The 16,366-nt window shown below is 42.3% G+C and carries 10 protein-coding genes; 3 read left to right on the top strand and 7 right to left on the bottom strand.

All coding sequences use genetic code 11. From position 1 onward, the window contains the following. Positions 1 to 335: 335 nt before the first annotated feature. The 3 genes from BLS28_RS31520 to BLS28_RS03495 all read right to left on the bottom strand — a co-directional run bounded on the left by BLS28_RS31520 (position 336) and on the right by BLS28_RS03495 (position 4,704). Positions 336 to 545, bottom strand: coding sequence for a TnsB C-terminal domain-containing protein (locus tag BLS28_RS31520; RefSeq protein ID WP_176844356.1), 210 nt, complete (start codon positions 543 to 545; stop codon positions 336 to 338). A 21-nt stretch (positions 546 to 566) separates the two neighbouring features. Further along, positions 567 to 1,676 carry a deoxyribonuclease II family protein gene (locus BLS28_RS03500; RefSeq protein ID WP_091162881.1) on the bottom strand — a complete coding sequence of 370 codons (1,110 nt, stop codon included), beginning with the start codon at positions 1,674 to 1,676 and terminating at the stop codon, positions 567 to 569. A 289-nt stretch (positions 1,677 to 1,965) separates the two neighbouring features. Next, positions 1,966 to 4,704 carry a bifunctional YncE family protein/alkaline phosphatase family protein gene (locus BLS28_RS03495; RefSeq protein WP_091162880.1) on the bottom strand — a complete coding sequence of 913 codons (2,739 nt, stop codon included), beginning with the start codon at positions 4,702 to 4,704 and terminating at the stop codon, positions 1,966 to 1,968. Positions 4,705 to 4,862: 158 nt separating this feature from the next. Between BLS28_RS03495 and BLS28_RS03485 the strand changes: the two genes are divergently transcribed. Beyond that, positions 4,863 to 8,252, top strand: a complete 3,390-nt coding sequence (locus BLS28_RS03485; RefSeq protein ID WP_256337331.1) for a DEAD/DEAH box helicase — start codon at positions 4,863 to 4,865, stop codon at positions 8,250 to 8,252. Positions 8,253 to 8,308: 56 nt separating this feature from the next. Here BLS28_RS03485 and BLS28_RS03480 read toward each other — a convergent pair whose 3' ends face one another. Both BLS28_RS03480 and BLS28_RS03475 read right to left on the bottom strand, forming a co-directional pair. After that, complete coding sequence (locus BLS28_RS03480; protein ID WP_091162878.1) at positions 8,309 to 8,623, bottom strand: hypothetical protein; 315 nt, start codon at positions 8,621 to 8,623, stop codon at positions 8,309 to 8,311. A gap of 95 nt (positions 8,624 to 8,718) precedes the next feature. Further along, positions 8,719 to 9,870, bottom strand: a complete 1,152-nt coding sequence (locus BLS28_RS03475) for a beta-1,2-mannosidase (protein ID WP_091162877.1) — start codon at positions 9,868 to 9,870, stop codon at positions 8,719 to 8,721. 187 nt (positions 9,871 to 10,057) lie between these two features. Between BLS28_RS03475 and treA the strand changes: the two genes are divergently transcribed. Then, on the top strand, positions 10,058 to 11,650 hold the full coding sequence (treA, locus tag BLS28_RS03470) for an alpha,alpha-trehalase TreA (RefSeq protein ID WP_091162876.1): 1,593 nt from the start codon (positions 10,058 to 10,060) through the stop codon (positions 11,648 to 11,650). Positions 11,651 to 11,786: 136 nt separating this feature from the next. Here the strand turns inward: treA and BLS28_RS03465 are convergent, their stop codons facing one another. Further along, a complete protein-coding gene (locus BLS28_RS03465; protein WP_256337330.1) occupies positions 11,787 to 13,826 on the bottom strand; it encodes a kojibiose hydrolase in 2,040 nt (679 codons plus the stop codon). Between the two features lie 30 nt (positions 13,827 to 13,856). After that, entirely contained in the window at positions 13,857 to 15,185 is a 1,329-nt protein-coding gene (locus tag BLS28_RS03460) for a vanadium-dependent haloperoxidase (RefSeq protein WP_091162875.1), read from the bottom strand. A 246-nt stretch (positions 15,186 to 15,431) separates the two neighbouring features. Here BLS28_RS03460 and BLS28_RS03455 point away from each other — a divergent pair, with 246 nt between their 5' ends. Beyond that, complete coding sequence (locus BLS28_RS03455) at positions 15,432 to 16,361, top strand: GyrI-like domain-containing protein (protein ID WP_091162874.1); 930 nt, start codon at positions 15,432 to 15,434, stop codon at positions 16,359 to 16,361. Positions 16,362 to 16,366: the final 5 nt, after the last annotated feature.

Here is a 16,366-nt window from a genome sequence, read left to right as displayed (position 1 = left end):
TGAACCACCACTGCAAGAATCATCCCCAACGTGTCAGCTATGATATGCCTTTTTATCCCTTTTATCCTTTCTTTGCATCAAAACCTTTGCTTTCACACTTACAATGTAACCCGCCCTTAGTTCGGACTGGTGTTTGTAGACTTATTGATTCAAAAATATAATTATCATTGTTGTTGTAACCGTTGAGATATTGGAAACCTGATCGAGTTTCCAATATCTCAACGGTTTAGCAGCTTGTACAGGTCAGGAGTTATGTGTCACAGTGCTTCATGCGGCCTACGGTAATTGTAATCTTCCATCCATTTATCGGTTAAAACTGTACCCGATGAATATCTTTAAATAGGTAAGCATTCCAAGATGTTTCCCCTAAAGTTTCTGTTAAAGCGTTCGATATGGCCGTTCTGCATTAGCTTGCCTGGCTGGGTAAATTGAACTGTAAAATCTTTACTCTCGCACCAATCCTTGAACCCTTTGCTGTTGAATTCGGGCCCTTTATCTACCCTGATACATTTTGGTTTGCCTTGCTCACGAATAGTTTGCTCCAAGATTTGTGTTACTCTTATCGTTTACTGCTGTTCCCTCAATGGTGCTTCCGCATGAAGGTGATGTGTTTTTTGGATCAGAACGTGCGCTTCGGTCCTGTTATGCCCCGGGGGCGCTAAAAGTAAACTTGTTTTGGATAAACCCGACCACAAAGTTTGATTTTGAAACGCGATTGTACAGCCGCCGCGCCTCCTTTGCGAAATCATGCGGTTGATATCGCCAACACAAATCCAGGGGTCATGCAATGTGACTCCCCATTTGGCATGGTCATGTGTTTCGGGCCAGGCCCAGTGTGCGCCCATGAAACCTAAATTGATATACTTGATATCAAAAGTTTTATGAATACCATCGCTATCAGCGATAGGAGGAATAGGACCGCGGATCCAGGTTTCAATGTCTAAATCATCGTTTAGGATAGGCCCTACCAATTCGTTCCAAAAATCTTTATTCCATTCACGGTTCTTGGCTATAACTTTGAATGACATACCGCCAATAGACTTTAAATCAATGGAGTCGCCCAGAGCAATCGGGTGGCTCGCCAAAGGCTGTGTCAGCGAATGCAACTCGGCAGTTGCGGGCAGATTAGCGGTATTATGAAGATAGATTTGCGGCTCCTGGTGGTTCAGCATCTGTTTGGCAATAAGATTAGCGGTATCCAAATCCAATGAAATGCACAAATAGGTTTGCCCGTATTTGGGAGTAGGATCTTTGATGGCACCAGGGTCTGCAAATTTCGGCCATGAGTGAAGTAACCAAAATGCAGTTTTAGATTCGGTATCAAATGCCAATACTCCCTTAGTATGCCCTTTGGTGCCATCATCATGTTTATTGGCACTTTCGGGCATCTCGTCATTATAAAGAACCCATCCGGTACTCGGAGCCGGTGATTTAATGTTTTTGAACACGGAGTCCATAGTCAGGTTGAGTGCTCCTTTATCGCCATTCAAAACATTGGGAGACTTGGTAATCGTCCTTTTTCGGGCGTCGGTATTGGCATCGATAGTTGAGTCGTAATAAACATATTCGTACCCTGTAGCTTTGTCATTACCCACACCTCCGTCAAGTTGAGGAACTTTGTAGATAAACCACCAGTCGACTGGTGCGCCGTTCTCATCAAGCGCAGAAATTTTCATAACTTTTTTGGTTAGGTTGAAAAATTAATTGATTAATTGTTTGCAGGCGTTGACGAGGTTTGCAATAAAGATAAAGTAATATCGTGCATAAATGACCACGTAATTTCACGGAATTTTCAGAAGAGTTTCCCGTATTTTTACGCATAAAACAATTAATCGATCAATAGAAATTTAAGCCAATCAGGTATAAAAAAACTCGCTATCTGGTTAAGAAAGCGAGCTCTAAGCATCCATATAATATGATACAGATAACCTGTGGAAGAGAGATTAAACCTAGCTATTTTCCCGATCAATCATCATCGTCTTCATCTTTGCCGGCCAGTTTAGCAGGATAAACTTTTTTGCCTTTGGCTGCAAACCATAGTATCCTGTTCATCACATCGTCATTACCACCGTCAATATGGTCATATTCGGGCCTCGATGATAACTGTGCAAAATGCAAAGCCGAGCCTTTTAGCGCAGAAAAAGGCTGGTTGATTTTATTAATCGGCACCCTGTTTTTTAAACTGGTATAAGTGTATAGTGATGGTTTACCGGTAAAACATTCAAACATAGGTAATGCAGTAGCATCGATGATATTCATTGGTGGTAAACCCAATATTTGCTCAATAGAACGTACTACACAGGTTTGATTATAGTTTTTACTCACCTTGTGCTGCAACCTGCTATAAGGACTGATCACAAACCCTGTAGTACGATAAGCGGACACATGGTCCCACCCAGCCTGTGAATCATCTTCGGTGACAAATATTACCGTATTTTTCCAGAAACGGCTTTTTGAAATCGCCTCAACAATCCGGCCAAGCGCCAGGTCGTTATCAGCTACCATAGCATCAGGTGTCGGGTAGCCTGGCCGGGTGCCTACCGTATGATCGGCCGATAGGGCCATGATCATCAGTTGCGGTAACTGGTCGCCGGGCTTTTGCTCATATTCATGTAGCTCTTTAATAAAAGCGGTGGCCCTTAACTGTTCATTGATCTTATGCTCGTCGGATCCCGGGAAATTTTGTGACAGCATTGGCCTCACCCGAGAAATAGTGCTGGTATTTTTAAAAGCGAATGGTTTACCTGCTGTGTAATTGTTATAAATATCGCTCCAGCTTAACTTATCATCAAAATGTACAGCGCAGGCTTCACCGTAAATTCTGACCGTTTTGCCGTGATCGGCGGCATTATTCCAGATAAAACCGTTCCCGTCATAAACCAAAGCATCCTCCTGCACATGCGGATAACTCCTAAACCAGGAGCGTACGCTTTTTTCAACATAATCGGTAACCATCGCTGCGTCAGTCCACTGGTGCCCTTCGGCAGAGCATTTTCCAGAGGCATAATAATTATCAAGCAATAAAAAGTTGCGCGCCAAATTATGTTGATTGGGGGTAACACTATCACCATAAATACAAAGCGATTTATTGCCGTCACCTTCAGGCATATCGCCCAAAACCTGGTCGTAGGTTCGGTTTTCTTTGATAATATAAAGTACATGATTAAAAACCGAAGGCTCGCCAATACGCTCAGGTATGGGTTTAGGCGCAATGTTTTTACGGGGCAGCAGCTGCGCTATCTGCTGGCGGAAACTGAGATTTAGGTTTTGGACTTTTTGAGTATACTTTTTAAGCAAAGCATCATCGGGAATGGCTATCATTGATACCGTAGCCTTTGAATGATGCGAGTTGTAAGCTGTAACGTCTGATCCCAAGGGTAAATCACCTTTTAAATTGCTTTTACCTATCTCATCGGCACTTACCCTCGAGCCTTCTCCTTCCAGGTTGGTTACAAATAAATTATTGCCGTCAACAGCCAGGCCGCCGGGGTATGCTTCGGTTGGAATAAAGCCTTTCACTTCGTTATTGCCGGTTCCTTTAAGAGATGTTTTACTACCCAATTTAACAACGGCAACAGCATTATCTAAACCATTTGCTACATAAAGTATTGTGCCATCGTTATTTATAGCTAACGCATTGGGCGTATCACCTATATAACTTTTTTTACCGGGATTTAATTTAACATCAATCGCTGCTACATTTTGTAATGAACTTGTCGAGATTACCGATACCATGTCACTATTGCCATTCGCCACATAAACAAAAGCTTCATCAGCGCTATTGATAATGGCATTAGGATGCAGCCCCACAGGAATTTCTTTGATCACATCTCCCTTAGCCAAATCCATAACCATTACTGTACCCTGCACTGTTGCCCCGGTTTTGGGATCGACATAAGCCTTACCATAGGGTACGCCCGCTGTTTCACGCTTCAATGTATCAATAGCTTGCGGGCCGGCCCAATTGGTTAAAAATATCTTATTCTTTGCAATCGTCAGTCCATAGGGTGCAACACCGGTTGATCTTATCCAAACGGTTTTATTATCAGTTAAATTGATCTTTGCCAGTTGGTTATTTCCGTTTAAAACTACATATAAATAATTTATGCCATTTTCTTTATTGATGGCTAAATCGTTAGGTAATGCCAATGGCGATTCACCTTCAGCTTTAAAATTGAAAGTGTTTTGTATGCTGATGTTGCCATCTTTCCAGATGGCCTGGAAAACGTATGATTTTGAATCCTTACCCTTGCCTGCCGCGGCGCTCCAATATATTTGAGTTTGATTGTCAATATTCACAACTTTTAAGCCGGAGTAAGTGCTTGTAAGTTCGCGGTAGCGGGTATCTTGTTTATAGGTCCAGCGGGTGGTTACTTTCTTAGCTACAGTATCGATTATAGTAAGCCCATACCGGTCTTCGACAGCGATAAACCTGGTGCCGGGGATCAGCCTTACATCCATGCTATGATTTTCATCAGCAGCGTCACCAAATGAGATCACTGTTCCTGCCGGATCAATAATACGGTTGTAAGGCATTAAAACCGGTAGTATATGGCGGTTTAGTGTGCTGTCATCATAAGCGCTATGCATATTAACCTGTTCATTATCGGAGGTTTGTTTGTTGCCAGAAACGGTATGGCAGGCATAAAGGGAAAAAGAAATTGCTAATATGGATAGATGCAATAAGAATTTTGGATACTTCATAGTACTGAACTAAGTGGCTAAATTAAGGCAGATAGGTTTACTAAAGGTAAATATTTGATAAAGAATATAATTGTTACATAGTTCACGAAAATGCGTTGGTAATTATCTTCTTTTATATAATTGTTATGATATTTACCGGGTAACACATCAATGTACGAGTGATCAGGATAATCAGCTATCAGGAAGGTGAAAGCAACCATAATGTCATCATCAAAGGCGCAACCATAACCGACCTTAGTGAAAGTGTTATTGCCGCTCATGCAGCCGTCAGCATTTATTTTGATAAACAAAGCTACAGGCAAATACTGGCCAAACATTTGGAAACTAACCATGGGGCTTTTACTAACCAATCGGGCACAGTAGCTTTTCCTGAGGTAGTTGTCACCAGCCACGAAGGGCAGCTGGCACTTTCCTGCGGATGCCATGCAACAGGTAATAAGCTTTGCGAACACCAGGCCCAGGTACTCTCTGCTATAACACAGCGTGATGAGTTTAGGGTGTTTTTTGATGATGAACTACGGCATACAAAACTAAAAAAAGCAGCGGTCGATTACGGGCTTGAAGAAGAGCCTGATCTCGACAGGTTTTTCGAGGTAAGATCACTGTCGAAAAATTTCGAGATAGTTCCCCGCTCCGCCGCGTTAACAGCCATTACCAAAGAGAGCCTTGCCAATTTGCAAAGCATTATAGTTAATGACATTTCTGAACCGGTTGGGCAGCCCGGCGAGGACACTGATAAAACAACCTGTATCGTACTAAAGCAGCATAAATACTATAAATATTTATTTGTTGAACTATACACCGCACAAAGCACCAAAGATGGAAAAATCAAGAACCCCCTTGTGCCTATAGCTCCTTTAGACCTGATCTGGGAAACGAATGACGCACAACAGCTCAAATTTTTTACCGGGGTACACAAGTTTCAAAATCATATTAACACACAAAGAACTGCTGCGGGTATCGCAGCACTAAAAGCCATTGTTAAAAACCCATTGGCCTACAGTTTTTACGCGCATGACAACACTGTTTCGGATAAAGTAACAGCTGGCTCGATAAACCCTGTATTGGTTAAAAATTTAAAAAGTGACCTGGAGCTAAAAGTAAATACCTGGGATGAGTTTTATGAAATAAGCGGTATTTTTAATATAGATGGTTTGCTGTATGATATTAAAGATCTTGATATCAGGTATACCTATTTTATCGGCATAGGCAATGTGCTTTATCTTATTGAAAGCCTGCAGGTATTGAATATCATTGATTTGCTGAAAAAGAAACAGGGTAGCCTGCAGGTGCATAAGAGTAAGTTTGCAGAATTAAAATCACACTTGCTTAATAAGCTGGAAAGCAAACTCCGCATTGATTACACTTACATTAAGCCTGCAACACACGAACAGATAATAAAAGAGGGCTTTGATCAACCTGCCGAAAAGATCATTTATTTGTCGGATTTTGGCGCTCATGTAATGATCATCCCCGTGCTGCGTTATGGCGAGGCCGAGATTCCTATCCGCACGCAAAAGCAGATCTACGGAACCGACGAAAAAGGCAACCAATTTTTAGTTAAACGGCGCGATGATGAGGAAATAGCCTTTACAGCTCTGCTTGTAAAACAACATCCTTATTTTAATGAACAACTGGATAACGGCCTCGACTACTTCTACCTGCATAAAAGGCACTTTTTAGATGAAGAATGGTTTTTAAATGTATTTGACGAATGGCATAACCACAATATCGAAATACTTGGCTTTAACGAACTGGAAGGCAACAAGCTGAACCCTCATAAAGTAAAGATAACCATCAACGTAGTGAGCGGGATTAACTGGTTCAATACAGTTATCGATATAAAATTTGGCAAAAGAAGAGCTTCGTTAAAACAGGTTCACCAGGCTGTAAAAAATAAAAGCAAGTATGTACGCCTTGATGATGGAACCCGGGGAATTTTACCCACCGAATGGATAGAGAAATTCACCGATTATTTTAATTCGGGGGAGATTGCTGATGATGATACACTGCACACCTCAAAAAGTAATTATACAGCTATACAGCAATATTACGACGAGGAAATGCTTGACGAGGATGTGCGAAACGAACTTGCGATATACAACAAAAAACTTACCGGTACAGAAACCATTGATGAAGTACCGGTTCCTCCCGGATTAAACGGAACGCTTCGCGCTTATCAGCACCAGGGATTAAACTGGTTAAACTTTTTGGATAATTTTAATTTAGGTGGTTGCCTTGCCGATGATATGGGTCTGGGCAAAAGTCTCCAGGTGATTGCCTTTATCCTTTTACAGCGCAGCAAAACCGAAAACAATACCAACCTTGTTGTAGTGCCAACCTCGCTCCTGTTTAACTGGCAGCAGGAGGTACAAAAATTTGCGCCTTCTATAAGCATCCATACCATTTACGGTGCTGAACGGCTTAAGCATACTAAACACCTGCACCAGTATGAGATAGTGCTTACCTCCTACGGCACGTTACTGTCAGACATTAATTTTTTAAAGGATTTCAATTTCAACTATATTTTTCTCGATGAATCGCAGAATATAAAAAATCCCGAATCGCAGCGTTACAAGGCTGTAAGGCTCCTGAAATCGCGCAATAAAATTACGATAACGGGCACTCCGATAGAAAATAATACGTTCGATTTGTATGGCCAGCTATCATTTGCCTGCCCCGGTCTATTGGGGAGCAAGCAATATTTTAAGGATATTTATGCTGTTCCTATCGATAAATTCAAAGGCAGCAAACGCGCGGCCGAACTACAGGAAAAAGTAAGGCCTTTTATACTTCGGCGTACTAAACAGCAGGTTGCAACAGAACTGCCCGAAAAAACCGAAATGGTGCTGTATTGCGAAATGAAGCAGGAGCAGCGTCATATTTACGACTCATACGAAAAAGAATTTAGAGAGTACATTTCGGCCACAACAAATGAGGAGCTAAAAAAAAGCCCGATGAACGTATTAAAAGGGTTAAACAAATTGAGACAGATCTGCGATTCGCCGATGCTCATAAAAGGCGAAAAAATGCCCGGTGATGCATCGGCCAAATTGGAAACGCTGATTGAGGAAATAGAAAGCAAAAAGCATCAGCATAAGATCCTCATATTTTCGCAGTTTGTTTCCATGCTTGATCTTATCCGCACGGAATTGATACCCCGTGAGATTCGCTTCTCATACCTCACCGGTCAAACCCGCAAACGGGAGCAAGTAGTTAATGAGTTTCAAAACGATCCCGGCATCAGGGTGTTCCTGATTAGCCTAAAAGCTGGTGGTACCGGTCTTAATTTAACAGAAGCAGATTATGTTTACCTCGTCGACCCGTGGTGGAACCCGGCTGTCGAAAACCAGGCCATAGATCGTTGTCACCGCATAGGCCAGGATAAAAAAATTGTGGCGGTAAGGCTTATTTGCCCCGGCACTATCGAAGAGAAGATCATGGTGATGCAGCAATCAAAAAAGGATATCGCCAAAACCCTGATCAAGCCCGACAGCGCTGTTGCAGGTTCATTGTCAAAAGATGACCTACTTGATTTATTGAATTAGTTACAAAGCTTAATAATAATTAAGCTGCTTAGGCCTTCCCATGCTATAAGTTATTATTAGCTTTTAGATTTCCGTAATAATGGAAGCACTAAAAAAGTAACAACAGCATGAGCAATCAACGATAGGCCAAAAGTAAACAGCACGATATACGATCTCCTCATCCAGGTATTAAAATAATCAAGGAAGGTTGACTGGTTTGTACCACTATACAGGGCAGCTAAAGCAAACACAGATAAGCCGGTAAGCCAAAGCGTTAGATGCGAGTAAAAGTAGCGTGAGGGAATAATGCCGGCATTTGAAAACGAAGTAAATAACAAAATAACGTGGGCAATAAAAAGAATAATTGCCACTGAGATTAAGATATAAAGCATGATAAAGATTTTTACTATGAAGATAAAACTTTAGCCGTCACAACCAAAAGTTTTACGTTGCATTTTGATCTTCAACAATAAACAAATGTCAAATACTATTCAACCGGATCAGGAGGCGCCGGTTTAGATGGATCATATACAGCCACAGCTACCCGTGAATCGGCACAGCCATAGTAAAGGAACCACTTCTTTTTAAAATAAACCATCCCTTCAATAAACACTGTTCCGTTAATATACTGACCACTTTTCTCGAAAGGTTCCATTGGTCTTAAGAAAGGAAAATCAAGGCGTGTTTTGAATTTAGAAGGATCTTTTGCATCAAACAAGGCCTGTCCTGCACAGTATGAATTGGCGTTAAACCGGGTGTCTCTGCCTTCGGCGGGTTTGTTTTTGCCGTTGTAAAATAGGATTACACCGTTTTTGGTCATCAAAGCAGGCGGGCCGCACTCAGTTAAGTCACTGTCGAAATAACCATCACGCGGCGACATCAGCTCTTTCAACTCTCCTTTATTATCAACCACCGGAGCCCAGTCCACCAGGTTTGTTGATGTTGCCGCGTATACATGATGCTCGCCCCAATACAACCAATATTTTCCATTTGTTTTAATAATCACTTGTTTACCGTTGATCACCCGGGTTAATATGGACGCCGATTTACTGGCGATATTGAAAAATTTGCCCTGATAAGCTGTTTCAAATATCGGCCCGTGTTTTTTCCAATGGATGAGGTCTTTTGATGTGGCCACACCTAATCTTGGCAAATCGCGGTTCCATTCGGTGTAAAAAACAACATAGGTGCCGCCGGGCGTAACGGCTACGCGGGGGTCTTCACAGCCTCCGGGCCATTCGTACTTTTTAGCAATATCATTATCGGGATACAGCACCGGGGTTTTCCTTCTGCTAAACTGAATACCATCAGCACTTTCGGCATACCCAACCCGTGAAGTACGGAAGCCAATACCGATACCGTACAAGTCCTCAGCCCGGTATAGTACTACTATTTTATTATTTTTTATGGTCGCGGCAGGGTTAAAAGTATCATTGGCTTCCCATTGAACCTGCTTTCTACTCATCGGATCAAGGAACCGGGAAACCGTATCTGGTGAGATGATAGGATTGATATTTGCCGGCCGGACAAAGCCGCCAAAGGCCCAGGAAGGCAGGGTATTAACCCGCGACTGCCCATAGCATAACTGGGCAAGTAATAATGAAAATATAATACTTCCCTTCCGTAAAAAGTTTATCATAATAAATGGCTTATGTGTTTGTTTTTAATTGGCCCATACCTTGATATCAATTATTTCCCCGCGATAATATCGCACAAAAACCCCTTAAAACAAATCAGATACCGGTTATATTCGTTCCAAAAATAGTAAATTTATAACCTGTTATAAACCAATTACCCATTCTGCAACGGGGTATAATTTTAGGCTGATGAGAAAACTTTTTTTACTCGCATTTTTATTCTTTGTACTTAACGCAAAATCGCAAACGCCTACACCCCGGCAACAATTCCCGGGATTGTTTGAGGCGGTTCAAACTTCAACTATTTTCCCGGATAACAAAACTTTTGTCGACGCTGTGCCCAAACAGGATCCAGCGCTGATCATGAAGGCTTATAACGAACAGAAAGATCAGCCAGGGTTTAACCTGCAGGCATTTGTATTGGCCAATTTTAACGTACCTGTATCGCACAACAATTTTCAAACAGATATATCTTCCGGTATCCGCAAACATATTGATACTTTGTGGCAGGTGTTACAACGCCGTCCGGATGAAGCAAAACCTTTTTCTTCAACCCTGGCGCTGCCTAACCCTTACATTGTACCAGGCGGCAGGTTCAGAGAAATTTACTATTGGGATTCGTATTTTACGATGTTGGGTCTACAGGAAAGCCATCAGGTTAAAGTGATCCGCAACATGGTCGAAAACTTTGCCTACCTCATTGATAAATACGGCTTTATCCCCAACGGCAACCGAAGTTATTATCTTACCCGTTCGCAACCGCCATTTTTTGCTATGATGGTAAATCTGTTGGCAAAAATTGAGGGAGAGAAAGTATTGGTACATTTCAGTCCGCAATTGATCAAAGAATATGAATATTGGATGCATGGATGGGAGGCCGTACAAGCCAACCAGGCTACACACCGGGTTGTACGAATGCCGGATGGGCAGATATTGAACCGTTATTGGGACGAAAGTGATGAACCCCGCGAAGAATCATATATAAAAGATGTAGATGCCGCCAAAGAAAGCAAACAACCGACAGCACAATTTTACCGCAACGTGCGGGCAGCGGCGGCTTCGGGTTGGGATTTTAGCACGCGCTGGTTTGATTCGTCGGGCAAGTTGCCAACTATACAAACCACCGACATTATACCGATTGATTTGAATTGCTTATTATATAACCTGGAAATGACTATTGCACGCAGTCTGAACCAGCTCTCAAATGCAAAGCTGGCCAAAATGTATAGGTATCGGGCAAATAGTCGAAAAAATGCGATCCTGAAATATTGCTGGAACCAGAAAACAGGCTGGTTTGATGATTATAACTGGAGGCTGAATCAACTATCAAGTGTGGAAACACTTGCAGGGGAGTTCCCGCTCGAATTTAAAATTGCCAGTGATGAGCAAGCCCGCCTTGTGGCCGATGGGCTCAAAAATAATTTCCTGAAACCCGGCGGACTGGTTACTACACTCAACTTTTCCGGCCAGCAGTGGGATGCACCCAATGGCTGGGCCCCACTGCAATACATAGCTATTGACGGGCTCGAAAAATACAATTACAATACGCTGGCCAAAGAAATTGCCACCCGCTGGCTTAAACTTAACATCCGGGTGTTTAAACAGACCGGTAAATTACTTGAAAAGTATAATGTGGTTGATACCCAATTAACTGCCGGCGGTGGTGAATACCCCCTACAAGATGGTTTCGGCTGGACGAATGGGGTACTGCTGCATTTAGTTAACAGGTATCATATCGATACCCAGCAGTTAGAAAAGGCACCTGCAGAAGTTCAGAACTAACTACCTGGTAAAGCAAGTTTCAGAATCCAGACTTACGAAGTTTTTGAAACTTCGTAAGTCTTCCAATCGCCAGTTCGTTCTCTCTGTCAAACGCAGGAGATTTTAAAGGGGCATAATGTATAAAGTTATAAAGCAGTTACTTTATTGTATAAGTAGCCCTATTCATCCCTACGCCGGTAATTTTTAATGATTTCCAGTTAGCAGGCAACTTGCTTTTAACTTGTACTATGCCGGTTAGTGTAATATCCAAACCGCCAAAACCCATCAATAAACTTTGAATAATGCCACCTGCACCTGTAGCAAAATACGGATTGGTCCCGCCTTTTGTTTCGGCAATTACCCGGAACGGCGGGTTGAGATTAGGTTCATAAGCATCCTTAAAAAAGTGAAATGCCTTTTCGCCATTACCCAACCGCGAGTATAATAAAGCAAAAACGGCCTGGGTCATGGCAGGTGTACCTTCGTTAGGTACACGGGTTTCGTAGTATTCAAGATCTTTTTTTATTTGTGCCGGATCGGTTATTGTTTTAAGCGGGTAAGCCAACAGGTTAACATCAGCCTGTTTAATTCCTTCACCTTTGTAAGAAGCGTGTTCGCTGGTAACGCCATTATCCAGCTTCAGGATCGGGATGTTTTGAGCAACATTTACCCAATCGGCATCAGCCTTTTCACCCAGGATTTTGGCAGCAGCGGTAGCATTTAGCAAGTTAGCTTTCGCTGCGGCATTGGTGAAAGCATTGTTGTCAATGTTTTCGGCCCATTCATCTGCAGCAACTACGTTTTTAATATCGTAATGACCGGGCCCATTGCGTTCAACTCTGCTTGCCCAAAAATCGGCAGTGGCTGAAAGTATCGGCCAGCCTTTTTCTTTCAACCATTGTTTGTCCTGGGTTACACAATAGTAATTCCACGCGGCCAGCGCTACATCCGCAGTAATGTGGTGCTCAAACGGACCGCTCAATGCCCAAACCGGTGTTTCCTCTACCCCGCTGTCAGCGCTTTCCCAGGGGAACATCGCTCCTTTATAACCATGCGAAAAAGCATTTTTACGCGCGGCATCCAATCGTTCAAACCGGTATTCAACCATTGATTTGGCAATGTCGGGGTGTAAAACCAGCATAGCCGGATACATCCAAACATCACAATCCCAAAAAACGTGGCCATTGTAACCCAACCCTGAAAGTCCCATAGGCGAAGGTGAGTATGCTGTACCAGCCCTCGAGAATGAATATAAATGATATAACATGCTGTGAATATCCTGCTGTGACTGGTCATCACCCTCAATTTGGATATCACTTGTCCACAGCTCATCCCAAGCTTTGTTATGAAATTTAATTAGCCTGTCCCGACCTTCCAGTTTGGCAAAAATGGTAAGTCGTTCAGCTTCGTTCAGCGGGTCGGCATGGTGGGCTGAAGTTATGGACGAACCAGTTACCGCATAATTATAAGTTTGCCCGGCAGCTATCGCTTTGCTAAACTTCATAAGGTGCATATTATTGTCCCACATTTCATGAATAATCCGCGGCTCATGTCCATGCGGTTCGCTGAATAAGAACGAAGTAGATGCACATAACTGCATTTTACCTGTAGGGCTCTTTGCCATTGAGGTAAGCAAACTAATGGTTACATGCGGTCTGTCGATTTCGTTATAATAGTTCTGCACTTCTTTAAGCGCATCGGGCGCCTCCATTACACTGGCCGAAGTAATGTTGATAGCCTGTTTTGCTGTTACCGAAACATCCATCAAAACAGTAAAAGGCAATTGCCGCAGCGAGTAATAGGTATATTTTATAGTTGCTTTATCAGCATAATCAAAAGTAATGGTGAACGCAGCATGCTGCATATCCAGTTCCTGCCTAAAATTGCTGATACTTTTGGCATCGATCCGCCTGCCATCTATTTCAAGGTACATATTAAGCAGGTTAAAGCTGTTCAGGAAATTGCTTACCCGTCCCCTGCCGTACAGATCATAGGCGCCGGCCAGTACTACATTTTTAACCTTGAAAGGCTCCGGCGCTGATACTATCCCGATCATCCCGTTGGCCACCGTAATTCCGTAATAGTTTGCTGGATCAATTTTGTCGGCTTTAATTTTCCACGGATCGATGCTTTGCGCCCCCGACACAGCCGGTACCAGCAAAGCGAAAAACAAACCGAATTTAAATATCTTATTCAAAATCAACTATCTAAGTAAATAATTAAAATACTACTTAATCTTTAATTGTAGCTTTTTCACCACCAGTTGCCCAATCTCGGCGCCTTGTTTATTGCCCACAATACAGGCATTTTTAAAATGGATCCCTCCCATTACCCTTGACATCCCTGCCGATTTCGCGGCCGCCCGGAATGATTTAAAAGAAAGCGGATCGATCCCAAACTCCATTTCTGATGAATCTGTATATGCAAAATTATCACCAATCCTATTGGTAAGCACCTCGGCTGCGGCTGCCGAAATTACGGCATGGCCGCTACTATACTCCGGAAATGGAGGTGTTTGAATATATGGGCGCCATTCGGCATCCATATATTTAGTAATTATCGTTTCGGGGCGAACGTAATTTGAGCGGTATTTAAGGTACCAGCAATTAATAAAGCCGTCAAACAGCGCAATAGCAGTCTCGGTATAAACGCTTACTGTGGTTCCAAAATCAAACTTTTTACTTCTTGTACCGATTGCAGTAATATTCATCCAGTGCCCCCCGGGGGAAAATTTCTTGGTCGCGAACGATGCATGGCCAACTACATTGAGTTTAAAAGCATTATCGTCCCAAAAATCTGCCTGGTGTTTCTCTTCTTTGGTTAAGCTGTCAACCATTTGTTTTACCTCAAGCGCTTGTTTGTAAAAGGGACTATTATGGTCTTTAACATTGAAGGCCGGCGGATCGGGCGGAATAAATTGGGCTGTGGAATCCAGCACCATGGGCCTGATCTCACCCCAATGGGCCTCAAGGGCCTGCGCGTACATGGGCGGCGTGGGGATCCAACGACCATCCTGCTGTTTTACCGTGTATTTACTTGCCGACCGGGTTTGTGCATAGTGATCTCCTTTGCTCCACTTCAATATAAATTTAGCGACTTTATCAGCGTAGTTTACGGAACCTTCAAACAAAACCGACGGCATACCTGCATCTTTGGCCTTCTTTTTAAGCTCATCAACATATTGATCCATACTACCTTCCGGAAACGTTACCGCATTGCCGACTGTGCAAAAGGCAAGCAACGAAGCAAATTGGTAATCAACAGCAGTATCTTTTGACGCTTTGGGTACAGCCGGTAAGTGCTTAATTTGCCCGGCTAATGATCTAAAATGCTCAGGATCGCCGGAAGCTATAACTTCATAAGCGGCTATATTGGCATATACATAATTACGGGAAGCTGTAACCGGCGGAAAGTTATTTTCCAGTACAATATCATTAAGTTTTTTAACGGTTATACGATAAAGTTCGGGATCGTGGAGTACTTTTTCATAGTAGGGCTTTTTACAGGATGTGAATAAAAATAATACACCGGCAAGACAAAATAAAAAGGATCTCATAAGTTATAAAATAGGTTAAAAACCGGGCAGATACACAAGGAGAAAATCTGTTGGTTTTTTTGATTGATCAACAGCCAATATAGGCTTTTTTCAGTACGCTACAGCATATTTACATTAGTTTTTTAACCCGATCAGGCATTTTTTTTATTTAATCAAAAGGCAACATATTTTATAACAATATACACATGTTAATCCACCCGATATTATTAAATTTATCACCCCGGGTATCCGTCTTTTATAAACTAAATGAAGAAGATCTTTTTTATTGTACTTACCGTTATTATAATTATTGCGGCAGCTTATATTTTGCTCCCCGAAAAACCTGTTATAGCACAGGACCTGTCAATTGATACCTCCGATGTTATTGCCGGAAAATTCCTGACCACAGAAGGTGGATGGGATAAATGGTGGCCCGGTACCAAAACCGGGGACGGGCAATACAATTTTAAAGGTACAAAGATCAGCATCGATAAAATGACCAATAGCAGTACCTATCTTAAATTGAAAAAAGATAACCTGACTTTTGATGGCGAAATAAGTTATTTTGCCGACGCCGAAGGTTCTGTCAAATTTAAATGGGATGCTGTTGATGAGAATAACACCCAATTTTTTTCACGGATAACTAATTATTTCAAAACCAAAGATGCGGAAAAACTGGTTGGCGAAATTTTACTAAGCCTTAAACACTTCCTTGAGGACGAAAGAAACGCATACGGTTATAGGATCTACTTAAATCATGCTAAAGACACAGTTTTGCTCGTTTCAGCTAACACCTATCCGATATATCCTTCATTACAGGTAATTTACAACACCGTTACAACCCTGCAACAACACGCTGGCAGCCAGGGGGCCAAACAAACAAACTTCCCTATGCTTAATGTTACCCAAACAGATGAGCACGAATACCAGGTTAATGTCGCCTTACCGATTGACAAAAGGATAATTCCTTTTCAAAAAACAAGTTTAAATAACATACCAAAGGGGGGCAATTTATTGGTGGCTGACGTACGTGGCGGCCAAAACACGGTCAATAATGCATTGTTGCAAATGAAAAGATACATGAAAGATCACAGGCTGGTATCACCTGCCATGCCTTTTCAATCGCTTGTAACCGATCGGCTGGCACAAAAGGATACTTCAAAATGGATCACCAAAATATATTATCCAATATTGTGATATTA

The organism is Mucilaginibacter gossypii (assembly GCF_900100945.1).
Lineage (GTDB): Bacteria > Bacteroidota > Bacteroidia > Sphingobacteriales > Sphingobacteriaceae > Mucilaginibacter > Mucilaginibacter gossypii.
Note: the sequence above shows the minus strand (reverse complement) of the source record. Positions and strands in the feature narration are given on the sequence as shown.